Raw genomic sequence first — 23,916 nt, 5'->3', positions numbered from 1 at the left:
CATGGTGAAGAAATTCAACAAGATCCTGATCGCTAACCGCGGTGAGATCGCCCTGCGCATTATTCGCACCTGCCGCGAGATGGGCATCAAGACCGTAGCGATCTACTCCACCGCCGACCGCGAGAGTCTACACGTGCGCTTCGCCGACGAGGCCGTCTGTATCGGCCCGCCCGCCTCGGCGGATAGCTACCTCAATATCCCCCGCATCATGGCCGCCGTGGAGATCACCAACGCCGATGCGGTGCACCCGGGCTATGGCTTCCTGAGCGAAAACGCCGACTTTGCCGAGATCTGTACCGACTATGGCGTGAAGTTTATCGGCCCCGACCCGGAGCAGATCCGGACCATGGGCGATAAGATCACCGCCAAGGACACCATGATCCGCGCCGGCGTACCCGTCGTACCCGGTGACGGCACCCTGCTGAAGAGCGCCGAAGACGGAATCGAACGCGCCGAGAAGATGGGCTACCCCGTGATGATCAAAGCCACGGCCGGTGGCGGTGGCAAGGGGATGCGCATCGTGACGCGCCGGGAGGATTTCGTGAAACTGTGGGACAGCGCCCGCGCCGAAGCCAAGGCGAGCTTCGGCAACGACGGCATCTACATGGAGAAGTACATCGTGCAGCCCCGCCACATTGAGATCCAGGTCATCGGCGATCAGCACGGTAACGTAGTACACCTGAGCGAGCGCGACTGCTCCGTGCAGCGTCGCCACCAGAAGCTGCTCGAGGAGTGCCCCAGTCCCTTCATGACCGACACGCTGCGTGAGCAGATGGGGCAGGCTGCCATCGAGGCCGGCAAGGCCATCAACTATGAGGGCGTCGGTACGGTAGAGTTTCTGGTCGATGCCGACCGCAACTTCTACTTCATGGAGATGAACACCCGCATTCAGGTCGAGCACCCGGTGACGGAAGAGAGCATCGACCATGACCTCATCAAGGAACAGATCAAAGTAGCCTACGGTGAGGTACTGACGGGAGAGAATTACTACCCCAAGGGCCACGTCATCGAGTGCCGCATCAACGCCGAGGATCCCTGGAACAACTTCCGGCCTAGCCCCGGCAAGATTACCAGCTTCCATAGCTCGAAGGGCCACGGCGTACGCGTCGATACCCACGTTTACGCGGGTTACACCGTAAGTCCATACTACGATAGTATGATCGCCAAGCTGATCGTACGTGCGCCGACCCGCGCCGAGGCGATCACCAAGATGGAACGGGCGCTGGACGAATTCATCGTCGAGGGCATCAAGACCACCGTACCCTTTCATCAGTGGCTCCTGCGGCAGGAGGACTTCCGCGACGGCAACTTTGATACCGGCTGGCTGGCCAAACAGGAGATACCTACGAAGTAGGCTTACCTACAGGCCCCACCAGCCGAAGTACAGGCACAGTCGGTAGATGCCGTAGATCGCCGCGGTCACGCCGAGCAGCCATCCAATGAGTTCTAGAATGAGCTGGGGAGAGAAGGGCCGCAGGATCGGCAGTTCCTCCTCGTCGCTCATGATCACGGGTTCGGGAATGCCATCGAAGAGCATTCCGATGGGATCGGGCCGGGGCGTGTGCTTAGGCTGTTTGCCCTGCTTGCCGGTCGGCCAGTCGTCTAGTAGTTCGTCCTTACTCACCTATACCATACTGCCGGCACGGCGTAGCAGTTCAATGGTGGCCCGAATACCGGCCTCGGGGGTCATGCTACTGCCCTCGTACTCGATGCCCACCCAGCCGCGGTAGCCGGCATCCTTGACGATCTTGAGCATGCGCTGGTAGTCGGTGTGCGTCTCGGTGCCGTCGGGGTCGAAGTCGTGGGTCTTGGCGGAGACGGCCTTAGCGTAGGGCATCATTTCCTTCACCCCCTTATAGCGGTCGTACTCATCAGCACAGCCGTCGGCGGTACGCTGAATACAGAAGTTGCCGAAGTCGGGCAGGGTGCCGCAGTTATCCATGCCGGTAGCGGCGATGACGTCACTCAGCCACTTGCCGTCGCTGCTGTAGCTGCCGTGGTTCTCTACGATGATGTTGAGTCCGGCCTGCTGTCCGTACTCGCTCAGGCGCGCCAGTCCGTCGGTAGCCGCGGCGGCCACTTCCTCGCGCGTGCCCTCCCCGGCGGCGTTGACCCGGATGCTGTGGCAGCCCAGGTACTTGGCGGCATCGACCCACTTGTAGTGATTCTCCACCGCGGCGGTGCGCTCCGTTTCGTCGGTAGCGCCGAGGCTGCCCTCCCGGTCGACCATGATGAGCAGGGAGCGGACGCCGTTGTCCTCCGCCCGCTGCTTGAGCTGCCCGAGGTAGGCCTGGTCACCCGCCTTGTCGGGGAAGAATTGGTTGACGTACTCGATGCCGCCCAGCCCGTAGGTATCGCGGGCTACTTTGGCAAAGTCCAGATTATCCAGCTCCCCGGAGAAGAAGGCCTTGTTAAGGCTCCACTGCGCCAGACTGATATCGAACCACAGATCGCCCTCCGGCGCGGCGGCCGTGGCGGGGGATGTACTGATGGTATTCTTCTCGGCGGTAGGTGTGCAGCCGGCGAGGGTGGCGGCAGTCAGGATACCGGCGGTCTGAAGGAATTTTCTGCGTTGCATGATCTGGACTTATTTAAGGGACGTATAGCGGGCTGACCCACCCTGCCTGAAGGTAAGGTAATCGATCCAGCCGATATCCGCCGGGCGGTGGTGGCCCATGTCATCAGCTACTACGCCGCCTTCTCCGGACCAGACCAGGTACAGATCACCCCGCTCCCGACGGGGCGCGATGGACAGCTCCACCTCCGTGTATTCATTCCATTCGCTGCGGCCGGCTACGGACTGGCTGGCGAGCAGTTCTCCGTCCGGACTGCCCAACCGCAGCTCGATATCTCCGTCGCTACGGGGGTGCAGGTGTAGGTTGAGGCTACCGATATTCGTCAGGTCGATGTCGGCCATACGCATGTGACCCCCCGGTCGGAAGGCCACGACCTGGAAGGCATTGGGCTGACCGCTACCCGGTACTTCGGCGCGGTATAGACCGTCGGCGGCCGCTTCCGCTTGCAGGGTTGGTGGCCGGAGTACGATCACGCCCTGCCCTACCAGCGGAGGAGTGTCTCCCGCACCGCCGCCGTCGCGGTAGGTAGCGGCCAGTACGTAGCTACCCTCCCCCACTCCGGGTCGGGTGGTACCGGCCAGTGGCATCCGCCCACCGTTGTTGAGGGAGAGAATGTAGCCCACCATAGTCTCCGCGTCTTCCGTGCTGAGTGTGGGGTGGGCGGACATCAGGCGCTCCCCCCACACCCCGTTGCCGCCCCGGATAACCTTTTTCGCGATAGTGCTTACTGTAGCTTGAGCATCGTCGTAGTGCTCGGCCACCTGGAGGAATGAGGGGCCTACGTTCTCGCTGCGTTCTTTATGACAGGTGTAGCAGTCGCTGGCTTCGATCAGTGTTTCTCCGGCGGCATAGCGCAGGTCGCCGGCGGGCAGTTGGCGCTCGCCGCGGCGGATACCGTCGACGAGGGTCACATCGGTGATCCATGCGGCATTCACCACGGCCTTGCGGGTATCGAGGGTGCCGGCGGCGGCGTCTTCCGGGTCGCTGACCTGGGTACGGTACGGCAGTGCGCTGCCCGCGTCAAAGAGGAAGCTGCTGTTGCCGTCAGCCTGCAGGGCTACCTGCGGACGGGCATTGCCCACCGTGACCACCTGCGTTACCTCGCTGCGCGCGCCGGCCCGGTCGTACACTTCGAGGCGCACCGTATGCTTGCCCGCCCGACTGATGACGGGCGTGAGTCGTGCTCCGGTACCGGCTGTTTCCCCATCTACGTACCAGCGGTAGCTCAGGCGGTCCTTCGGATCCGGATCGGTGCTCGAAGCTGCGCTCAGTACGGGCCGGAAGGGGATGCCTCCGGCGGTTTCGTCGACCTCCAGGCGGGCCACGGGGGGGCGGTTGCCTTCGGAATAGCTGATGCGGACCAAGCGGGCATCGGGGTTGTTGAGGAAGTAGTCGTTGCCGTACTCCAGCAGGTAGATCGCGCCATCCCGGCCGATCTTGAAGTCGATCGGCTTGCTGATGGGTACGTCGGGCAGGAAGTCCTCGATCTGTACGATCTGCTGGCGCGCGCTATCCAGGGTCACCACTTTAATCCAGCTGCGGGCCCACTCGTAGATGAACCACTTGCCGTGGTAGTACGCCGGCAGGGCCTGACTGGCGATGGGGAACAGCCCGTCCGCATTATAAAAAGGTCCCGTCATGGCCGAGCGTGAGCCCTCCCCAAGCTGCGGGAACTCCTCGCTCGGTCCGTAGGGGTACCACATCAGCGCCGGCTGGGCGGGGGGCAGCTCGCGGCTACCGAAGTTGTTCGGACTCTCATTCACAGGAGCGGCGGGGTCGAAGAAGTCGCCTACCTCGTCCGTAGCAAAATCCCGTTCCCGAAAGGCGTAATTGTCGCCTACGAAGTAGGGCCAGCCGAAGTTGCCCGCCCGCCGGGCCTGGTTCCACTCGTCGTAGCTCTCGGGGCCGTACTTACCGGGCTCGCCCACATCGGGGCCCACGTCGCCCCAGTAGAGGTAATTGCTCCAGGGGTCGATGGTGATGCGGAAGGGGTTGCGCGCACCCATCACATAGATTTCCGGCCGACCGTCGCTGCCATCGGCCGCAAACAGGTTACCCTCCGGCACTTCGTAGCCTCCCGCGACAAGGGGGCGAATACGCAGGATCTTACCCCGCAGATCGTGGGTGTTGCCGGATGACTTTTGCGCATCCCAGGGCCCCCGGCCCGGCCGCTCGTCAATGGGTGAGTAGCCGTCGCTGGCCTTGCTGCTCGTGTTGTCGCCGGTGCTGAGGTAGAGCAGTCCGTCGGGCCCGAACTCCACGCTACCCCCGCTGTGGCAGCACTGCTCGCGCTGTACGGCTACCCGCAGCACCTCCGTCTCGCTATCCTCCTCCAACTGTCCGTTCTTAAACACCCAGCGGCTGAGCAGCTGATCGGTCGAGTCGCAGGGGGCCGGGCTGTAGTAGAGGTACACGTAGTGGTTCTCCTTGCCGTAGCCGGGGTCTAGCGCCAGGCCGTGCAGCCCGTCTTCATAATTGCCCTCGGTGCATACATCGAAGTCCTTCACCACCGTGGTCGTACGCCGGAAGGGGTCGTAGAGCTTCATTTTTCCACGCCGTTCCAGGAACAGCACTTCGCCCCCGGGCAGCACCTCCATCTCCATGGGCTCGTAGATATTATTGTCGAGCACCTCTACCTGAAAGCGGTCCCAGCGGGGCGCGGCCGGCACTAAGGCGGGCGGGGCCACGGGTGCAATGGCAGTGGTGAAGTACTGTCGCGAACTAGCCGTATCCAGTGGCGAGGTCGGTGCATATACCAGTCCGGCACCCAGCGGGGAGGCCTCCTTGGCGCCCGCCCGCCGTGCCTTGGCGTACCAGGGCCAGGCGTAGGGTATATCAGGCTGTGCATCACGAATGAGCAGACGGCCGCCCGCCAGTACGAAGCGCTCCACGGCCCGGCGGCGGTGCACCGTCAGGCTATCCGGCTCAATATCGATCAGGGCCAGGTTGCGGTACTGGAACAGGGAATCTTCGTCCAGCATCCGGTAATTGCCGGGCTGTATCGTTAGTAGGGGACTGTCCTCGGGCAGGTCGATCCGTTCTAGTTCCCGGCGCTCGTCTGCACAGGACTGAACTAGCAAAATGAACACTACAGAAAACAGAAGAAGCAGACGGGAAACGGTCATACAGAATGGGCCACCGGTGATATGGATGAATACGTCCAGCAAGGTAAGGTGGCTAAGGGGATTAAAACGTCAGCCGCCCGGCGGCTCGCACCGGCTCGCACCTTGCAGGTGCGGCGCCTGCGGGTCAGCACAAGCTTCTCTCACCCGACCCGCCTACACCGCGGCTGCAAGCCACGAGCCGGCCCTGACCCCCACAGATGGCACCGAGGAACGGCTCCCCCCTCCCGGCTCGCACCTTGCAGGTGCGGCCCCTGCGGATCTGCACGAGCATTTCCGGCGTGACCCGCCTACACCGCGGCTGGACCGCCGAAGGTAGCAGCGTAGCTAAGCCACGAACCGGCCCAAACCCCCACAGCTGGCACCGCGGAACGGCTCCCCCCTCCCGGCTCGCACCTTGCAGGTGCGGTCCCTGCGGATCTGCACGAGCATCTCCGACGTAACCCGCATGCACCGCGGCTGGAAGCCACGAACCGGCCCAAACCCCACACTTGGCACCGCGGCTGCAAGCCACGAGCCACCCCTACCCCCACAGCTGGCATCCCGGAAACGGCCGCCCCTCCCGGCTCGCACCTTGCAGGTGCGGTCTTTGCGGATCTGCACGAGCATCTCCGGCGTGACCCGCCTACACCGCGGCTGGACCACCGAAGGTAGCAGCGTAGCTAAGCCACGAACCGGCCCAAATCCCCACAGCTGGCACCGCGGAACGGCGGCCCCTCCCGGTTCGCACCTTCCAGGTGCGGTCTCTGCGGATCTGCACGAGCATTTCCGGCGTGACCCGCCTACACCGCGGCTGGACCACCGAAGGTAGCAGCGTAGCTAAGCCACGAACCGGCCCTGACCCCCACAGCTGGTACCAAGGAACGGCGGCCCCTCCCCCCCCAACTGGTTTCTACGAACCGCTCCCGCTACGGAAGCTCGCACCTGCGTCCCCGCCCTATTTTGCGGCATGCGTATTACCAACCTACTCCGCTCGAAGGAAGAAAAAGCTACCCTGACCCGCAAGAAGGCCGGTGCCCCCCCCGGCACCATGGTGTACACCGGACACCGGCACATGGAGCAGATCCACGTGCACCTGACGCAGTACCACGGCGATTTCTTCGACGTGCAGACGGCCCAGGACGCCTTCCCCGAACCCCAGACCGAGCGGGCTACGCTCTGGTACGATATGCGGGGCCTCCACCACGTCGAGCTGGTGGAGCAGCTGGGCAAGAAGTACGGTATGCACCCCCTGGCCCTGGAGGACGTAGTAGACGTACAGCAACGTCCTAAGATGGAGCTGTTCGAAAATGGCGTGATGTTCGTGATCAAGGCCTTTGCCTTTAATGCCGAGCGGCTGGAGCTGAGTATCGAGCAGGTGAGTATCTACGTGACCGACGGCGTAGTACTGAGCCTGCAGGAAGACAGCGGTGACCTGTTCAAGAGCGTGCGCAAACGCCTGGAGACCAGTACCGGTCGCATCCGCAGCCGGGGGGCGGACTACCTGGCTTACGCACTGGTGGATAACGTAGTGGACAAGTACTACACGGTCATCGATCAGATCGAGGAGGAACTCGATAAGGTGGAAGAGACCATCATGCGCTCGCCCGAAGTGGAGACCAAGGCCAAGATCCACGACCTGCGCCTGTCGCTGCTCACGCTGCGTAAGAGCATCAGTCCGCTGCGCGAGCTCATGAACCGCTTTGCCGATACGGAGAGCACCCTCATCACCGCCGATACCCAGCTGTACGTGCGCGACCTGCGCGACCACGTGATCCAGATCACCGACCTGGTGGAAACCTACCGCGACGTCACCAACGGACTGTACGACCTCTACACCAGCGAGATCAGCTTCCGGATGAACAGCGTGATGCAAACACTGACCATCGTATCCACCATTTTTATCCCCCTGAGCTTCCTGGTGGGCGTGTACGGGATGAACTGGGATAATATGCCGGAGCTGCACAGCCAGTACGGCTACTTCATTCTGTGGGGGGTGATGATCAGTTTGATCCTGGGTATGCTGGGGTGGTTTCGCTCGCGTCGTTGGATTTAGTCGTAAATTTGCCGCCTCACTAGCCTGCGGCATATGAACAAGCGTACCATCACCATCATCGCCATCCTGCTGGCCCTGCTTTTCGTGGGTAGCCTCATCTGGGGGGTGACCACCAAGAATAAGCTGGAAGCCAACTATACGGAGAAGTCCAGCGAGGCCGAACAGCTCACGCTGCTACGCGACAACCTGATGAAGTCCGTCGACAGCCTCGACCAGGCCTTTCAGGAAGTGAGCGGCGAAAACGCCCAGCTACAGGGCGAGCTCACCACCGCCCAGGAGACCGCTCAGGCGGCGCTTTACGATATGCGCCGGGCCCAGAAAGCCCGGAAGAACGACAATGACGTAGCCTACGAAATGCGCAAGCAGATCGAGGATCTCATGAACGTGCGCAGTATGCTGGAGACCAGCATCACCGAGCTCACCGAAGAGAATAAGGACCTACGCCAGCGCAACGTCGTGCTGCGGCAGGACCTCAGCACCGCCAAGACCGAAGCCTACGAGAGCAACAAGAAGGTCGACAACCTGAGCCGCCTCAACGAGAGCATCGAGGCCGACCTGGAACGGATGACGCTGGGCAACTTCAAGGCCACCGCCATTCAGGTAGATCTGCTACGCAAGAACGGCAGCAACACCGCCAACGCCAACCGCGCCCGGCGCATCGCCGTGAGCTTCGACCTGACGGACGTGCCCAGCGAGTTCCTCGGCGTACGCCCCATCTTCCTGGTGCTGACGGACGAATCGTCCACCCCCGTGATCAGCGAGAACCCTGTGCGGGCCAAGTCGATCGTCAATGGTGCCGAGAAGGACATCATCGCCCTCGAGGGCCGCGACGTCAACCTGGAACGCAACCAGCGCATCAGCTTCACCCACGAACTGAGTGATAAGCTGGATGAGGGCTTCTACCGCGCCGAAATCTACACCGACATCGGGATGTTGGGATCGGCTAAGGTGCAGCTCAGGTAGTACTCCCTCGGCCGACGAGCCAACCTGCGTATAGCTCGGCGGACGAGTGACTACCTCACTAAACGACTAACATGGTATTTCTAGATTTCGAGAAGCCCCTGGAAAAGCTGTACGAGCAGCTGGATAAGGTGAAGGAGGTCAGCGATGACGGAGTGGTAGATATGAAGCCCACCATCGAGGAGCTGGAGGGGCGCATCAAACAGACCCGCCGCGACATCTACAGCAACCTCACGGGCTGGCAGCGGGTGCAGCTCAGCCGCCACCCCGAACGGCCCTACACCCTGTACTACATCGAGCAGATGTGCCGCAAATTCGTGGAACTGCACGGCGACCGCTACTACGGCGACGACAAGGCCATCGTGGGCGGCATCGGGAATATGGACGGGCAGACCGTCGTCTTCATCGGCCACCAGAAGGGCGTCAACACCAAGATGCGGCAGTACCGCAACTTCGGTATGGCCAACCCCGAGGGCTACCGCAAGGCCCTGCGGCTGATGAAGCTGGCCGAACGCTTCGGCTTCCCGGTCGTCTCGCTGATCGACACCCCCGGTGCCTTCCCCGGCATCGAGGCCGAGGAGCGCGGACAGGCCGAGGCCATCGCCCGCAATCTCTTCGAGATGGCCCAGCTGCGCGTACCCATCGTCTGCGCCGTGATCGGCGAGGGGGCCAGTGGCGGAGCCATCGGCATCGGACTCGGCGACCACGTGATGATGCTGGAAAACACCTGGTACTCGGTCATCTCCCCCGAAAGCTGCAGCAGCATTCTCTGGCGGAGCTGGGACTTCAAGGAGCAGGCCGCCGAAGCCCTCAAGCTGACGGCTGAGGACATGTACGGCTTCGGTATCGTAGACGAGATCGTCAAGGAGCCCCAGGGCGGCGCCCACAACGCCCCCGAGGAGATGGCCAAACTGCTGAAGCGGCACCTCAAAAAGGCCATCGCCGCGGTGCAGGAGAAGTCCGTAGACCAGATGATAGAGGACCGGATCGAGAAGTACGCCGTGATCGGACAGGTCACCCACGTAGACTAATTATGCAAGCATTCCCCCCCCGCTTTACCGGCACCGGCGTCGCCCTGATCACTCCCTTTCGGGCCGATAAGTCCGTGGACTATCCCGCCCTGGGCCGCGTGATCGACCATGTGATCGCCGGTGGGGTGGACTACGTCGTCTGCCTGGGCACTACGGGGGAAGCCATCACGCTCAGCGCACAGGAGTGCCGTGAGATCCTCGACTTCACCATTCGCCACGTTGACGAGCGGGTGCCTATCGTCGCCGGCTTCTTCGGCGGCAACTACACGGAAAAGCTGGTGGGATTCATCCGCGACTACAACTTCGACGGGGTGGCCGGTATCATGTCCAGCAGCCCGGCCTACAGCCGGCCGCCGCAGGAGGGCATTTTTCAGCATTATATGCGCGTGGCCGAGGTGGCCCCGCTCCCCCTGATCATCTATAACGTGCCGGCGCGCACCAGCAGCAACGTACTGCCCGAGACCGTGCTACGACTAGCCGAGGCTACGGACCGCTTCGCCGCCGTCAAGGAAGCCAGCGGCATTCTGGGTCAGGCTACCGAGATCCTGAAGCACCGGCCCGATCACCTGGCGGTGCTCTGTGGCGACGACCCTCTGGTGACAGCCACGATCGCGGTGGGCGGCCACGGCGGTATCAGCGTCATCGCCAACGCCCTACCCGCCCAGTTCAGCCGCATGGTCCGCGCGGCGCTCGACAACCGCATCGACGAGGCCCGTCAGCTCAACTTCGACCTGCTGGACGTACACCCCCTGCTGTACTGCGAGGGCAATCCGGTCGGCATCAAGGCGGCCGTCTCGATCCTGGGGCTGTGCGATAATTACCTGCGCGTGCCCCTCGTTCCCCTTTCGGCACCGAGTATGGAGCAGTTGCGGCAGGTGCTGCACCGCGTCCCGGAGTTGGTGCCGTAACGGCTACCCCACCTATGCGATTTCTTCGGCGTGCCCTCTTTCTGATCTTCCTCCTTGCCCTATTGCCCCTGCTGGCGATCGAGCTGTTCGGTGACCCCATCGCCCGGCGGGTCGTAGCGGCCCTCAACGAGCGGGTGCAGACCCGCATCACGGTGCAGGAGTATGACCTGAGTCTGCTGCGCGCCTTCCCGCAACTGGCGGTCGATCTGCAGGGCGTGCAGGTCGAAGGCAGCGACGGCAGTGCCCTGCTGGAGGCCGATCACCTGGCGTGTGTACTGGACCTGAGCAGTCTGCTGGGTACCGTGCGGGTCACGAGCATTCGGCTCTCCGACGGTAAGCTCCAGTTATTCACCGACCGCGACGGCAACACCAACTACCAGATCACCCACACCTCCATAGGCGACCAGGCGGCAGCGGGCAAAGCGGAGGGCGGGGCCGCAGGTGCGCTATTCTCCCTGGAAGCGGCGCAACTGGACCGCATCACCCTGGTCTACCAGGATGCCCGCCTGCAGACCGATGCATTGCTAACCATAGATGAAGGGATACTCAGTGGCGACTTCGGTAGCAGTCAGTATACCCTGGAGGTAGACGGGACGGTAGGGGTAGGCTACTTCGACCAGGACGGCACGCGCTACCTGGACGGTAAGGCGTTGGGCCTGAGCGGTCAGCTCACCGTAGACCATGTCACAAACAGCTACCGCTTGACCCCGCTCCGTATCGCCAGCCGCGCGCTGGAAGTGGAGGCAACCGGTGTACTCACCCTCACCGATGCAGGGGTAACGACGAACCTCCGCCTCAGCAGCACCGCCGGGGAGCTGGAGGACGTCCTTAGCCTACTGCCCCCTACCTACGCTGCTACCCTCGGCGGGTTGGAAACCGACGGCCGGCTCAGTCTCCAGGCTGATATTACCGGTGCGTGGACCGACCGGACCTACCCCCGGCTCACCGGCACCCTCGACTTCCGGGACGGCAAACTGAGTAGCCCCCGGATGAACGCTACCGCGCGGGAGGTTGATCTACAGGCCACTTTCGACTACGTGGAGGGGCCCGGCGGCGGGGTGCAGACCATCGCCGTAGAGCGACTGACCGGCAGCTTCCGCGGCGCGCCCTTCGATCTCCGGTTCCGGCTGGAAGATCTATACGACCCCGTCATCGCCTTCAGCGCCAATGGTAGCCTGCCGCTGGATGTGCTACCCGCTTTTCTACCCACGGCTACCGTGACCGGGGCGGACGGGCTCCTACATTTCACTGACCTCTCCCTGACGGGCCGCTACGCCGATATGATCGAGCCACGGCGGGCCGCCCGATTAGGGTCAGGTGGTACACTACGGGCCGACGATATAGTATTCACGCTAAATGAGCAAACAATCTCCCTACCCTCCGGCACCCTCGAGCTAAACGATAATGAAGTAGCCGTAACAGCACTGCAAGTGGTCCTAGATGGTACGGATGTACTACTGGACGGTCGGGGCAGCAACCTTATTCCCGTACTGTTCGCCGACAGCCTCAACTCCCGCGATGCGGCACTACGCTTCGAGGCTACACTGGAGGGGAAGTCGCTGGACGTGGCGGAATTGCTTGCCGTAGCTGGGTTCGGTGATTCCGAAATTACTGTAGACCGTACACCGACTAGTACGCCGGAGCCAACCGCCCAGATCAGAGCCCAACTCACCGATCTGCTGCACGGTACCTTCGAGGCCCGTGTGGCGGACTGGCAGTGGGATGCCTACCGGGGAGCGACCTTCCGGGGTCAATTCGTTTTCCTGCCCGGCCGGCTCGACGTGCGCGGGCTCACTACGGCGATGGGAGGAGAGATCGGGCTGGATGCGATCACCTACTTCGACCAAACTATCGCGGTCGATGCGCGCCTCACGGCCCGGGGCGTCGATGCCCGGGAATTCTTCCGGCAGTCCGCCGACTTCGGGCAGGAGGTGCTTACCTCCGACCACCTGACCGGCACCATGAACGCCAAACTGCTCCTCGACCTGCACTACGACGACGCCGGCGAACTGGAGTACGAGGACCTCGGCGTACTGGCAAGTATTGAGATCCTGGACGGCGAACTGCGTGACTTCGACCTACTGGAGAACTTTGCCTTTGCCCTTAAGTCGGGGGATCTGGAACGGGTACGCTTCACCCGCCTGGCCAATGTCTTCGAGATCCGCGACCGGACGGTGTACATCCCCGCCATGTTCATTCAGAGCAGTGCCATCAACCTGACGCTAAGCGGCACCCATACCTTGGATCAGTACCTGGACTACTACGTGAAGGTGAACGCGGGACAGGTAGTGACCAATAAGCTTAGTCGCCACGACAATAGCCTAGAGGTGTTACCGGCGCGCAACGGGCTGTTCAACGTTTACTACACCATCAGAGGCCCGCTGGAATCCTATGGGGTCGAGAGTGATAAGCAATCCGTAAAGACCAACTTCAGGCGAAGCGACTACCGACGTGATCGTATCCGTAAGGCACTCGCTGACCGTTTTCGCACGCCGATCGCCCTGTTTGACCTCCAGGGAGAGCAGGACGACGTGGCGGACTGAGCGCCTGTCTGCCGTATGCTATAACTTGGTGGGTAGCTTCTGCGTTTTCTAAGCGACTGACACTAAGCACACCACATTTTGTTCCTACGCTTCTTACTCTTTGGCCTGACCGTATGCAGTTGGCTCTCCGCTCAGGAGATCGCCGCGCCGGATTTTTTGTGTACCCGCTCGGAGGCCGGCGGCGAGGTGCTGAGCTGGGAGAACGTTACGAATCCCTGTGGTCCGTACGTGGCCACCGATGTCTACCGGAGTACTGACGAAGCGGGTCCCTATAATTTACTGACTAGTATCACGGACCTATCGGACACCGAGTACCGGGACGAAAACCCTACCGGAGCCCAGTTTTTCTACTACCTCAGTTACCGTTACGACTGCCCGGGAACTACGGCGCTGACCAGTGACACGCTCGACAATCGCATTCCCGACCCCGTCATCCTGCGCTCCGTAAGTGTGGAGGAGGGTGATCTGGTAGTGGGTTGGGACCCGTCACCGTCGCCGGAAGTCAGTGGGTACGTGATCCTGGAGGTGACCGCCGCGGGTACCTTCCCCCTGGACACGGTGACTACGGAAAACAGCTACCGCATCACCGGGGTCCCGGCGGATTCCCTGACCACTCGGGAGTACGTGGTGGTGGCCATCGATCCCTGCGGCAACGATACGCCCCAGAGTCAGATCACCTCGGCCACCGGGCTGACCGGGTCAGGGGGTACGGGCTGTACCTCCGAGGTAAGTCTTACGCGCGTGCAGACCGCCACGTCCACTAATCTGGATACGCTTGCCGAGCCCCTTTTGCTCTTCGCATCCGTAGATGGGGGTCCGTTCACCGAGCAGCCCTACCGCATGGGAGGAGGCGACACCCTGGTGTACGATGAAGGCAATGACGGGGAAACCATCTGCTTCTATCAGCAGGGACAGTACGCTACGGGGGAGACCGTGCGTACCGATACCTTCTGCATCACGCTCGACATCGTTCCGCCCCTCCGCCCCTTCGACGTGTACGGCATCGAGGTGAACGGCTCGATGGCTCGCCTGCCCTTCGAGGCGACGAACAACCCCCTACCCGTACAGGCCCGATTGGAACTGTACCGGCGTGGTGTGGTGGAAGAGCTTCCCCTCCTACCCGATGACTTTGCGGTGAGTGGCCTGACGGTCCCCTTCGCCGGATCACCGCAAGAGATCATCGATTCAGCCCGCCTGGTACTGGAAGATGCCTGTGGCGATATTCTGATTACCAATACGGTAGGCCCCGTTTACCTCTTTGCCAGTCCCGGAGCGGGGGGTACTAGGCTGGACTGGACCCCGCTGGTCAACAACCTGCCGGGTACGGTGACCTATGACGTCCTGCGGGTGAACCCCGACGGTAGTTTCACCTCCCTGGCCGACTCGCTCACCGACCTGACGTACCTCGACCAATCTGCCCCGCCCACTGAGGGGCCGAACTGCTACGTCATCACGGCTAACTACAGTCCTGCCGACACGGACAGTTCCTTTCCCTTCCTTTCCAACGTGGCCTGTGTATTCGAAGAGCCGGAGGTTTTCTTTCCCAATGTATTCAGTCCGGCCGCGCAGCAGCCCGAGAACCGGGTCTTCGGTCCCTTCTTCAACGCGGCGCCGCAGTTGGTGGACTACGAATTTCTGATCTTCAACCGCTGGGGCGCACTGGTCTTTTCTTCCGACAACCCCGGCCTACCCTGGACGGGGCGCATCGACGGCCGGCCGGCGGCTTCCGGCACCTACCTATACACCCTGAAGTACACCACCCCCACCGGCAACTTAAGCCAGCGCACGGGCGTTGTGCACTTGATCCGGTAAATAAACCGGCGGCAAAGTTTGGTACTGCCCCCGTGGCGCACCTACTTTTGCCCTCCCCTGGTTGGGTGGCCGAGTGGCTAGGCAAAGGTCTGCAAAACCTTGTACGGCGGTTCGAATCCGCTCCCAACCTCTTGTTAAACCGCGTCGGGCTTTGCCCTGACGCGGTTTTTTTGATTAGAAGTTTAGTGTTGCAGTTTAACTAATCTTCGCAGCGGCACACCAACAAAATGCCGTATCTTTGCGCTCCCTTACGCGGACCCATCCGCCCGGGGAGGGCAACAGCTGCCCCTGAAGCAGCTCAACCGTTTCACCCTTTTAACCCCTTTTCGCTATGCCAGTAGACGAAAACAAGGACCCGCAAGTAGACGGGACCGAAAAGACCTCCACCGAGTCGCTGACTCCGGAGACCACCCCCACCATCGAAGAACAAGTGAATCCCGGCGCGGCCGCCGACGGCTCCATCGCCGTGACCGAGACGCAGTCCGTGATCAAGCCTACCCCCGGCGCACCCGCCGAGGTCGTAGACGAAGCACTCGAAGAAGCTTCCGATAGCCTCGAAGAAGAGGAAGAGGAAGAAAAAGCCCCCACCGCCAAGGTGATCCGCAAGGAATCGTCTAAGGTATCCGTAGCCCTCACCGAAGAGGTCAAGGAGGAAGCCGTAGAGATCGAGGAGGCCGACACCAGTGGTGCGACCGGCTCGGCGCACGACGATTTTGCCTGGGACGCCATCGCGCGCATCGACAACCGCTACAGCGATGCCGAGCGCACCGCCATGGAGAAGGAGTACGAAGCCTCGATGACCAATATCCAGGAAGCCGAGATCATGTCGGCCAAGGTATCGGCCATCATTGACGGCGACGTGGTCCTGGACCTCAACTACAAGAGCGACGGCCTGCTGCCCCTGTCTGAATTCCGCGACCAGGACATCGAGGTCGGCACGACCGTAGAAGTCTACGTAGAGCAGCAGGAAGACGAAAAAGGACAGCTCGTACTCAGCCGCCGCAAGGCCAAGCTGCTGCGCGCCTGGGACCGTATCCGCGACAGCTACCAGAACGGTACGGTCATCAACGGTAAGGTGATCAGCAAGACCAAGGGTGGCCTCATCGCTGACTGTGGCGGACTGGAGACCTTCCTGCCCGGCTCGCAGATCGACATCAAGCCCATCATCGACTACGATGCTTACGTAGGTAAGACCATGGAGTTCAAGGTGGTCAAGATCAACGAGACCATTAAGAACGCCGTCGTTTCGCACAAGGCCCTCATCGAATCCGATCTGGCCGAGCAGCGCGAAGCCATCATCGCCAGCCTCGAGCGCGGACAGGTACTGGAAGGTATCGTCAAGAACATCACCGACTTCGGGGCCTTCCTCGACCTGGGTGGCGTCGACGGACTCCTTTACATCACCGATATCAGCTGGGGACGGATCAACCACCCCTCCGACGTACTCGAGCTCAACCAGAAGGTCAACGTGGCCGTACTGGATTTCGATGAGAACAAGAAGCGGATCAGCCTCGGCCTCAAGCAACTCCAGCCCCACCCCTGGGAAGTACTGGACGAGACCATCACCGAAGGCAGCACCGTCGAAGGCCGCGTAGTCAATATCGAAGACTACGGTGCATTCCTCGAGATCATGCCCGGCGTAGAAGGCCTGGTACACGTGAGCGAAGTGACCTGGAGCAACCAGCCCATCAACGCCCGCGAATACTTCACCGTCGGGGAGACCCGCGACGCCAAAGTAGTGACCATCGACCGTGACGATCGCAAGATGTCGCTATCGATCAAGCAGCTGCAGCAGGATCCCTGGGATACGATCAACATCAACTTCCCCGAGGGCAGCAAGCACAGCGGCAAGGTCAAGAACCTCACGCCCTACGGTGTATTCGTCGAGCTTAACGACGGTATCGGTGGCATGATCCACATCAGCGACCTGAGCTGGACCAAGCGCTTCGGCCACCCCAGCGAGTTCGTCAAGGTGGGTGAAGACATCGACGTCGTAGTCCTCGAAGTAGATGACCGCGACCGCAAGATGTCACTCGGCCATAAGCAACTCGAGGAGAACCCCTGGGATAGCTTCGAGAGCGTCTTCCCCGAAGGCAGCTACCACGAGGCTACCGTCCTGCGCAAGGACGACCGCGGCGCCATCGTACAGATGCCCTACGGCCTGGAGGCTTACGCCCCCATCAAGCTCATGCGCAAGGAAGACGGCAGCATCGCTGAAGTAGACGAAACCCTGACCGTTAAGGTCATCGAGTTCGACCGCGATCAGAAGAAGCTGATGGTCAGCCACAGCCGCTACGTCAACGATATCCGCCGCGAGGCCAAGGATACCGTAGTCCGCGAGCGCCGCGAGGAGCAGCAGTACACCCGCAAGGCCGTCAAGCAGACCAACTCGAGCAACGAGCGGTCTACCCTCGGCGACCTCAGCGCTTTCGAGCAGCTGCGCGAGCAACTGAACAACGACGGAGACGAACCCACGGAAGACGACAAGTAGTCCGCCGACTACTAGCTAATCTAAGGCCACGCTACTTCGGTAGCGTGGCCTTTTCTTTGTGCCCCATGCCCCCCAAACCCACTACCTACTACTTCCACGGCAAACTGCTGCTCACCGGGGAATACTTCGTCCTCGACGGTGCCACCGCCCTGGCCATCCCCACCAAGCTCGGGCAGCGCTTCATGGTGCGTACGAAGCCCGCCGCTTCGGAGGCCGAAACGGTCTGGAACATCCACTACCCGGACGGTAGCGCGAGCCGGCAGATCCTACTCTACCCGGGTGATTGGACTACCGATCCGCAGCCGAACGAAGCTTCCTTCAAGGAGGGGTTACTGCGCCTACTCCAGGCTGTGCGCCGGCTAGGGATAGACAGTCGCGCCATCGTACAGCATAAACAGATAGACTGCTACCTCGAATTCCCATCAGACTGGGGGCTAGGCAGCAGCTCAACCCTCGTTGCCTTTGCCAGTCAGTTATTCAGCGTAGATGCCTACGCGCTACTGGCCGGCTGGCTGGGGGGCAGTGGCTATGACCTGGCTTGTGCTACGGCCCGGGGCCCGCTGCTGTACCGGCGGACGGAGAGTAGGCCCGAAGTCACCCCCCTCGACTGGTCGCCCGCCTGGCTGCAGCAGACCTACTTCGTCCACCTCAACCGTAAGCAGAATAGCCGGGAGGGCATTGCGGCCTACCGGGCACGTGATCCGGAAGTGGAGGACCTTGCAGCGATCAGTCGGATCAGTACGGCCCTCTTGGAACCTACCCTGCACCTGCGCGCCGCCGCCCGCCTGCTGGAGGAGCACGAATATCTGGTGGCACATACTCTGAAGTTACAGCCGGTGAAGGAGCGGTTGTTTCCTGACTTCCCCGGTACGGTCAAGAGTCTGGGGGCGTGGGGGGGCGACTTCGCATGGGTGCTGAGCGAACGACCAGCGCAGGAAGTAGCGGCTTACTTCAACTCCCGGGGCTATACCACCTTTCTACCCTATAAAGATCTAGCCCTATGAGTAAGTGGAAGGAGGCCGTCATTACCCGCATCGCGGACCGCAGTCCCAGCGTGCGCAGCTTCTGGCTGGCCCTGCCCGATCGGGAGCGACTGGAGTACCGGCCCGGACAGTTCCTAACGCTCGACCTACCCATCAGCGAGAACCGACGCGAACGCTGGCGCAGCTACTCCATCGCAGCTGCCCCCGACGGCACAAACGAGGCGGAGCTCTGCATCGTACAACTGCCCGACGGGCGTGGCACCAGGTATTTATTCGAAGAGGCGGAGGTAGGGACCCGGGTACTCACGAAGGAGCCCGGCGGCGTGTTCACGCTGCCCGAGCGGCCGCTCGACTATGATGTGGTGATGATCTGTACGGGTACCGGAGTGGCCCCATTCCGCGCGATGCTGCAGGAACGACTCGGACGCGAGACCCGCCGGTTTCACCTAATATTTGGCTGTCGGACTGCAGAAGATCTACTGTACCGGGAGGAGTTCGAGGCGTTGGCCCGTAAGCACCCCCACTTCAGCTATACGGCTACGGTGAGCCGCGAGCGGGTGGAGGGTACGGCTGAGCTGGAGGTCCTATCCGGCTACGTACATCAGGTCTATCAGCGCGACTACGCTACGCCGCGGCCCGACCTGCGGTTCTACCTCTGTGGGTGGAGTCAGATGGTGGATGAGGCCGCGGCCAACCTACTCGCGTTAGGGTACGCGAAGGAGCAGGTAATTTTGGAGCTCTACGGCTAGCCGGTTATCTTTGCGTCCGCACTGGGGCCCATAGCTCAGTGGTTAGAGCCGCGGACTCATAATCCGTTGGTCGTAGGTTCAAATCCTACTGGGCCCACTCACTTTACTCCTTACTGAAGCCGGTACCGTCGCCGTAGCCGCCCTTGCTCTGGTCGACGTTCTTCAGGTCGTCATCGTCCTGATTAGGGAAGTCCTTTTTGGGATCTTTATCGGTCTGCTTGTCCTTCTTATCGTCGGCGAGGATCGGACGCTGGGTCTTAGCGTCGAATAAGCGGTAGCGGGAGGGGGTGCGATTGAATTGCATGGTCGGGTCTTTCTGATCTAACCGATCCGCCCGATAGCTGGTTCAGCCCCGGGCACCACACGATACCCTTTACCGAACGCCTTATTTGCCCTTTCGCCGCTGCTCGTCGATCACCTGCACCAGCGTTTTCACCTCCGTGCTAAAGTCCTTTTCCAGAATCCAGCGCAGGTAACTGGGCTCCTTGGCGAAGACCTCCGCGACCGGCTTGCCGGCGTGCTTGCCGAAGTTGAATACGGGGATGCCGTCCGGACCGCGCTTGAGCCGCCGGGTAGCGTCCAGGAAGCGATCGTCCTTACAGAAATCCGCTACCGCGTCGAGGTCCGTAAACGGCTCGATGACGGTGCCGTCGTCCTTGGTATAGGTCGCTCCGGCGTAGTGCTTGAGTTGTCCGGCGAATACATCTACGGTGGCGCGCACGTCGGCCAGGGCGTCGTGGGCATTCTCCATTTCCTTACCCGCGTAGAACTTCAGCGCCGCACCCAGCGTCCGCGGCTCCATCTGGTAGAAGATCTGCTGGGCATCGATCAGCCGGCGACCATTGGTGTCGAAGAAGATGCCCGCACGGTAGAATTCCTCCTGTAGCAGGGGCACGTCGTAGCGGTTGGAGTTGTAGCCCGCCAGGTCCGCATCTCCGATGAAGTCCTGAATACGGGCGGCTACTTCCGGAAAAGTAGGCTCGTTGGCTACGTCTTCGTTGCTCAGTCCGTGGATCGCACTGGCCTCGGCGCTGATCGGCACAGTGGGGTTGAGCTTCATTTCCAACTCCTCCTGCGGCCGTCCGTCGGCGAACAGTTTGATCAGCGCGATCTGTACGATCCGGTCACGGGTGATGTTGAGCCCGGTGGCCTCGAGGTCGAAGAATACCAGATCGTTGGGCAGGGAAAGCAGCATAGGATAAAATTAGGCGGTCAGGCGAAGGTACAGCGCGTGGTAAGCGTCGATCATCTTCTGTACGTGGAAATGATCGACTGCATAGGTACGACACGCAACGCGATCCAGCCCGGCAGCCTGAGGAATCGCCTCCGCCAGTCGCAGCACGTCCCCAACGGGAACTAGCCGACTGACCGCATCCGTCACCAGCTCGGGCGCCGCTCCACTCGCGAAGCCGACCACCGGCGTTCCACAGGCCAGCAGCTCGGGAATGACCAGTCCGAAGGGCTCCTCCCACACCGAAGTGAATAAGCCCACCGCGGCATTCCCCATATGTGGTAGTAGCGCATGCTGATCGAGATGCCCCAGGTACTCCGCATCCTGACCCAGCAAGGGCAACAGCCGGTCCCGGTGGTACGCCGCGTCACCGACTGGCCCCGCGAGTCGGATCCGGTAGCCCGCCCTACGCGCTGCCAGGATCGCCAGGTGGGGGGCCTTCTCCGGCGTGATCCGTCCGTACCACAGGGCGCTACACGCAGGTGCGCTGCTGGTGAAGGACCAGTCCGCGGGGTCGATCCCGTTGTGAATGACCGTACACGGCCCGGTATACCGCTGCCACCGGCGGGCCAGGTGCCTACTGATGGCTACGAAACTCGCCCCCCCCAGTACGCGCGCACTCAGTGCACCCGGCAGTAGGCGGCGGTAGGGCGGCGTGTGTAGGGTGGTCACTACCGGATAGGGCAACCGGAAGGACAGCAGCGTAGGCAGGAAGTTGATCGTGTTGTTGTGCAGCAGGTCGTAGTCTGCCGTACGCAGGTGGCGCAGTAGCTTGCCGTAGTTCGTAAAGTCGGTTACCAGTTGTATACCCGGTAGGGGTTCGGAGCCCGGCCGTGCGAATAGCGTCAACTCGTGACCCAGCGCGGCCAGTCCCCGGGCCAGCTGCACGGTATGCCGTTCGAGCCCACCTACGTAGGGTTGCGTGAGCGGATACTCCAACGGAGCGAGCAGGGCGAGACGCACGACCTAGGCGGACTGTAGTTCGACTACCGCGGGCGCGACGTCTACAAATCCCAGTTGAAGCTCCAGCTCCCGGGCCAGGGCCAGGCCTGCTGTGCGGTGCTCGTCGCTACAGGAAGCTGCGTATGCGGCGGTCCACCGCTCCATCATACTGGTCTGTGCCCGGTAGAGATTGGGTCGCAGTCCGAGTTCACGTAGTCCGCGCACCAGCTCCAGCGTCCAGTGCCAAAGATCGGGACGACGCACGGCGGCCTGGACCAGCACGTGTACGGCGTGGGCGGCGGTCGTTTCCAGGAGGGCCGTCTGCTTGTAGCGATGGTTCCAGTGGCGGTGATCGGAGACGATACGCTGTAGGCGCGGCCGGTCTGCTTTTTTCGGTGTTTGCAGCAGGTCGAGCAGTCGCCGCCGCATATTGAATTCGATGGCAGCCCGGTAGCTGTCCGGCAGGGGCAAGCCACTGGCCCGCATGGTACTCATGAGCTGGTAGCTATCGTAGTACACGTCGGAAAAGCTCGCCGCGGCGATCTCCAGCGTACGCTCGGTCATTTCGAGCAGGATCTTGCGCTTCTCGTCGCGGAACAGGTGGTGCACCGAAAAGCTCTGGTGACAGAAATGGTCCTTCATCAGATTGATCACCTCACTGACGTGGCCGTCGCGAAATTCCTGCTCCAGCTCAGGAAGCACGGCAGCAAACTGCTCGGGCGTCATCTCCCGACAGATCTCCCCGATCATTGCCTGCTGGCCGAGGTAGAGCACTGCGTAGCTGAAATCTGAAGAGCTGTAGGTAAGTTTGGAGGTGATCCGCATCTGCCCCACCGACAGACGGAAGGATCCGGCCCGGTACTGCCGCAGGCTCTGTAGCTGACTCCGGTAATTGAACAGCTCCAGTTGGGCGGGTTCCTCCTCGAATAAGCTGGCTGCGGCAAAGTGCATTCCCACGCGTAGCAGACCGACCCGTGCCGGCATCACCGTAGCGGCGTAGGCTACCGCTGCATTAGGCAGTACGTTACTCTCTATGCCTTCCAGATCGGTCAGGAATTCGGGATGGTAGTCCCGACCCGTTAGCACCTCACACAGGTGGAGGGCCCGGTTAGCGTACTGGAGCACCTGCAGGGTTTCGATGCCGGTGACTTCGTTGAAGAACCAGGCGCAGCTGGTATACATCAGCATGGCGTGCCGTTGCATCTCGAGCAGACGCAGGATGCGTACCTGCTGCTCTTCGGTTACCTCCTCCTGCTTGGCAAACTGCTGTAAAAAGGCTGCGACCCGCTCCGGCGAACGGTCCAGTACCAGGCCAATGTAGGCATCGCGTGCCGTCCAGCAGTCGGTCAGCAGGTCGGCAGACTCTGCCTCAAAGACCTGCACGAGGCGGTCGCGGACCCGGTCCAGCGCGGCCCGTAGCGGCGCGCGCCAGCGCTGATGCCAGCCCGGGCCACCGCCCGTCTCGCAGCCGCAGTCGCTGCGCCAGCGTTCCACGCCGTGTACGCAGGACCAGGAGCTGTTTTCGTGAATCTGAGCTTCCCACTCCGGGGGGTGTAGTGCCAGAAATTCCCCGTAATTCGTCAGCTGGTAATCGGGGTGCTGGTCGATATCGTCCAGGCAGGCGGCCAGGGCCATTTCACCCTTACCGTGGTGGTGGCCGTAGCTCTCGCCGTCGGTGGCGATCTGAGCCAACTGCACTTCATCTCCCCCGTCCAGACTATTCATCAGCCGCTGCGCGAGTAGCCTGCCGTCATTGAGTAGCCCCTCGAAGGCTACGGCCTTGGCTACATCGCCGTCGTAGAAGAACAGTGCGATAGAGCGGCCACTGGGTAGTGTGCAGCGGTAGGCCCGGCGTGGGTCTACCCCCCCGTGCACTTCCCGCCAGTCGGCGGACGTTGCGGGCCGCACCGCCCTGCACTGTCGGGGAGCCAGGATGGTATACAGTATATCATTATCGACGAGCGCCTCCAGGCAGTCCGTATCGACCGCTGTTTCGGCTAGCCACATCCCTTCGGGTTTGCGGCCGAAGCGCTGCTCGAAGTCTGCAATGCCCCACCGGATCTGCGTCTGCTGATCCCGGGCGTTGGCCAGCGGCATGATGATGTGGTTGTAACTCTGTGCTACGGCCGAGCCGTGTCCGCCGAACCGTTGCTGGCTCTGTTGGTCGGCCGCTAGTACGTGCGCGTAGGTAGCGGGGTCATGCTCCTGCAGCCAGGATAGCAGGGTGGGCCCCATATTCCAGCTGATGCGCGCGTAGTTGTTGGAGATCGCGGCGATGTGTTGTTCCGCGTTCAGTACGCGCGCCGTGGCGTTGGGGGCGTAGCATTCCTCGTTGATGCGTTCGTTCCAGTCGTGGTAGGGCGCTGCGCTATCCTGGATCTCGATGGTTTCTAGCCACGCATTCTCCCGGGGTGGTTGGTAGAAGTGACCGTGAATACAGATGTACTTATGGGGCATAGCCCAAAGGTAGTACGCTCAGGTACTGTGGGGTCAACACTCCATGGGGTGTGGCGTTGTACAAAGGCGTAGTTAC

17 protein-coding genes and 2 tRNA genes are annotated in these 23,916 nt (G+C 61.7%); 12 read left to right on the top strand and 7 right to left on the bottom strand.

Going from position 1 to position 23,916, the window contains the following annotated elements; genetic code table 11:
• The first annotated feature begins 1 nt into the window (after position 1).
• On the top strand, positions 2 to 1,354 hold the full coding sequence (gene accC / locus MJQ68_RS12490; protein WP_238751452.1) for an acetyl-CoA carboxylase biotin carboxylase subunit: 1,353 nt from the start codon (positions 2 to 4) through the stop codon (positions 1,352 to 1,354).
• Between the two features lie 6 nt (positions 1,355 to 1,360).
• Here the strand turns inward: accC and MJQ68_RS12485 are convergent, their stop codons facing one another.
• From MJQ68_RS12485 to MJQ68_RS12475, 3 genes are read right to left on the bottom strand one after another with little or no spacing between them, the layout of a single operon-like run.
• Positions 1,361 to 1,624 carry a hypothetical protein gene (locus MJQ68_RS12485; protein WP_238751451.1) on the bottom strand — a complete coding sequence of 88 codons (264 nt, stop codon included), beginning with the start codon at positions 1,622 to 1,624 and terminating at the stop codon, positions 1,361 to 1,363.
• Positions 1,625 to 2,578, bottom strand: a complete 954-nt coding sequence (locus MJQ68_RS12480; RefSeq protein ID WP_238751450.1) for a sugar phosphate isomerase/epimerase family protein — start codon at positions 2,576 to 2,578, stop codon at positions 1,625 to 1,627.
• Between the two features lie 9 nt (positions 2,579 to 2,587).
• Positions 2,588 to 5,701 (bottom strand): PQQ-dependent sugar dehydrogenase, encoded by a 3,114-nt coding sequence (locus MJQ68_RS12475; RefSeq protein ID WP_238751449.1) that lies wholly within the window; start codon positions 5,699 to 5,701, stop codon positions 2,588 to 2,590.
• A 946-nt stretch (positions 5,702 to 6,647) separates the two neighbouring features.
• On the opposite strand from MJQ68_RS12475, the gene corA reads away from it, so the two are divergent.
• The 11 genes from corA to MJQ68_RS12420 all read left to right on the top strand — a co-directional run bounded on the left by corA (position 6,648) and on the right by MJQ68_RS12420 (position 19,307).
• Positions 6,648 to 7,733 (top strand): magnesium/cobalt transporter CorA, encoded by a 1,086-nt coding sequence (corA, locus tag MJQ68_RS12470; RefSeq protein ID WP_238751448.1) that lies wholly within the window; start codon positions 6,648 to 6,650, stop codon positions 7,731 to 7,733.
• A 33-nt stretch (positions 7,734 to 7,766) separates the two neighbouring features.
• The gene (locus tag MJQ68_RS12465) at positions 7,767 to 8,696 is read left to right on the top strand and encodes a hypothetical protein (RefSeq protein WP_238751447.1); all 930 of its coding nucleotides are present in this window, start codon (positions 7,767 to 7,769) and stop codon (positions 8,694 to 8,696) included.
• Positions 8,697 to 8,767: 71 nt separating this feature from the next.
• A complete protein-coding gene (locus MJQ68_RS12460; protein WP_238751446.1) occupies positions 8,768 to 9,724 on the top strand; it encodes an acetyl-CoA carboxylase carboxyltransferase subunit alpha in 957 nt (318 codons plus the stop codon).
• A 2-nt stretch (positions 9,725 to 9,726) separates the two neighbouring features.
• Complete coding sequence (gene dapA / locus MJQ68_RS12455) at positions 9,727 to 10,632, top strand: 4-hydroxy-tetrahydrodipicolinate synthase (RefSeq protein WP_238751445.1); 906 nt, start codon at positions 9,727 to 9,729, stop codon at positions 10,630 to 10,632.
• A 14-nt stretch (positions 10,633 to 10,646) separates the two neighbouring features.
• Positions 10,647 to 13,175 (top strand): AsmA-like C-terminal region-containing protein, encoded by a 2,529-nt coding sequence (locus tag MJQ68_RS12450; RefSeq protein WP_238751444.1) that lies wholly within the window; start codon positions 10,647 to 10,649, stop codon positions 13,173 to 13,175.
• Positions 13,176 to 13,253: 78 nt separating this feature from the next.
• On the top strand, positions 13,254 to 14,987 hold the full coding sequence (locus MJQ68_RS12445) for a T9SS type B sorting domain-containing protein (RefSeq protein ID WP_238751443.1): 1,734 nt from the start codon (positions 13,254 to 13,256) through the stop codon (positions 14,985 to 14,987).
• Positions 14,988 to 15,046: 59 nt separating this feature from the next.
• Positions 15,047 to 15,117 (top strand) — tRNA-Cys (locus tag MJQ68_RS12440).
• Between the two features lie 201 nt (positions 15,118 to 15,318).
• Positions 15,319 to 17,478, top strand: coding sequence for a 30S ribosomal protein S1 (gene rpsA, locus MJQ68_RS12435; RefSeq protein ID WP_238751442.1), 2,160 nt, complete (start codon positions 15,319 to 15,321; stop codon positions 17,476 to 17,478).
• Positions 17,479 to 17,543: 65 nt separating this feature from the next.
• Entirely contained in the window at positions 17,544 to 18,482 is a 939-nt protein-coding gene (locus tag MJQ68_RS12430) for a GYDIA family GHMP kinase (protein ID WP_238751441.1), read from the top strand.
• Positions 18,479 to 19,210, top strand: a complete 732-nt coding sequence (locus MJQ68_RS12425) for a ferredoxin--NADP reductase (RefSeq protein WP_238751440.1) — start codon at positions 18,479 to 18,481, stop codon at positions 19,208 to 19,210. Before MJQ68_RS12430 ends, MJQ68_RS12425 begins: the two co-directional genes overlap by 4 nt.
• A gap of 24 nt (positions 19,211 to 19,234) precedes the next feature.
• Positions 19,235 to 19,307 (top strand) — tRNA-Ile (locus MJQ68_RS12420).
• Positions 19,308 to 19,313: 6 nt separating this feature from the next.
• Here the strand turns inward: MJQ68_RS12420 and MJQ68_RS12415 are convergent.
• The 4 genes from MJQ68_RS12415 to MJQ68_RS12400 all read right to left on the bottom strand — a co-directional run bounded on the left by MJQ68_RS12415 (position 19,314) and on the right by MJQ68_RS12400 (position 23,840).
• The gene (locus tag MJQ68_RS12415; protein WP_238751439.1) at positions 19,314 to 19,514 is read right to left on the bottom strand and encodes a hypothetical protein; all 201 of its coding nucleotides are present in this window, start codon (positions 19,512 to 19,514) and stop codon (positions 19,314 to 19,316) included.
• Positions 19,515 to 19,595: 81 nt separating this feature from the next.
• Complete coding sequence (locus tag MJQ68_RS12410; protein WP_238751438.1) at positions 19,596 to 20,405, bottom strand: 3'-5' exonuclease; 810 nt, start codon at positions 20,403 to 20,405, stop codon at positions 19,596 to 19,598.
• Positions 20,406 to 20,414: 9 nt separating this feature from the next.
• Entirely contained in the window at positions 20,415 to 21,404 is a 990-nt protein-coding gene (locus MJQ68_RS12405) for a glycosyltransferase (RefSeq protein WP_238751437.1), read from the bottom strand.
• A 3-nt stretch (positions 21,405 to 21,407) separates the two neighbouring features.
• Positions 21,408 to 23,840: a DUF3536 domain-containing protein gene (locus MJQ68_RS12400; protein WP_238751436.1), complete on the bottom strand. Its 2,433-nt coding sequence runs from the start codon at positions 23,838 to 23,840 to the stop codon at positions 21,408 to 21,410.
• Between the last annotated feature and the right edge of the window lie 76 nt (positions 23,841 to 23,916).

The sequence above is a fragment of the Neolewinella maritima genome, from assembly GCF_923081025.1.
Classification (GTDB): Bacteria; Bacteroidota; Bacteroidia; order Chitinophagales; family Saprospiraceae; genus Neolewinella; species Neolewinella maritima.
This window is presented reverse-complemented; position numbering and strand designations above follow the sequence as displayed.

Bases quoted from the DNA above. Each gene is read 5' to 3' on its own strand.
- accC (WP_238751452.1), top strand. From the start codon at position 2: ATGGTGAAGAAATTCAACAAGATCCTGATCGCTAACCGCGGTGAGATC.
- MJQ68_RS12480 (WP_238751450.1), bottom strand. From the start codon at position 2,578: ATGCAACGCAGAAAATTCCTTCAGACCGCCGGTATCCTGACTGCCGCC.
- MJQ68_RS12475 (WP_238751449.1), bottom strand. From the start codon at position 5,701: ATGACCGTTTCCCGTCTGCTTCTTCTGTTTTCTGTAGTGTTCATTTTG.
- corA (WP_238751448.1), top strand. From the start codon at position 6,648: ATGCGTATTACCAACCTACTCCGCTCGAAGGAAGAAAAAGCTACCCTG.
- MJQ68_RS12465 (WP_238751447.1), top strand. From the start codon at position 7,767: ATGAACAAGCGTACCATCACCATCATCGCCATCCTGCTGGCCCTGCTT.
- MJQ68_RS12460 (WP_238751446.1), top strand. From the start codon at position 8,768: ATGGTATTTCTAGATTTCGAGAAGCCCCTGGAAAAGCTGTACGAGCAG.
- dapA (WP_238751445.1), top strand. From the start codon at position 9,727: ATGCAAGCATTCCCCCCCCGCTTTACCGGCACCGGCGTCGCCCTGATC.
- MJQ68_RS12450 (WP_238751444.1), top strand. From the start codon at position 10,647: ATGCGATTTCTTCGGCGTGCCCTCTTTCTGATCTTCCTCCTTGCCCTA.
- rpsA (WP_238751442.1), top strand. From the start codon at position 15,319: ATGCCAGTAGACGAAAACAAGGACCCGCAAGTAGACGGGACCGAAAAG.
- MJQ68_RS12430 (WP_238751441.1), top strand. From the start codon at position 17,544: ATGCCCCCCAAACCCACTACCTACTACTTCCACGGCAAACTGCTGCTC.
- MJQ68_RS12425 (WP_238751440.1), top strand. From the start codon at position 18,479: ATGAGTAAGTGGAAGGAGGCCGTCATTACCCGCATCGCGGACCGCAGT.
- MJQ68_RS12415 (WP_238751439.1), bottom strand. From the start codon at position 19,514: ATGCAATTCAATCGCACCCCCTCCCGCTACCGCTTATTCGACGCTAAG.
- MJQ68_RS12410 (WP_238751438.1), bottom strand. From the start codon at position 20,405: ATGCTGCTTTCCCTGCCCAACGATCTGGTATTCTTCGACCTCGAGGCC.
- MJQ68_RS12400 (WP_238751436.1), bottom strand. From the start codon at position 23,840: ATGCCCCATAAGTACATCTGTATTCACGGTCACTTCTACCAACCACCC.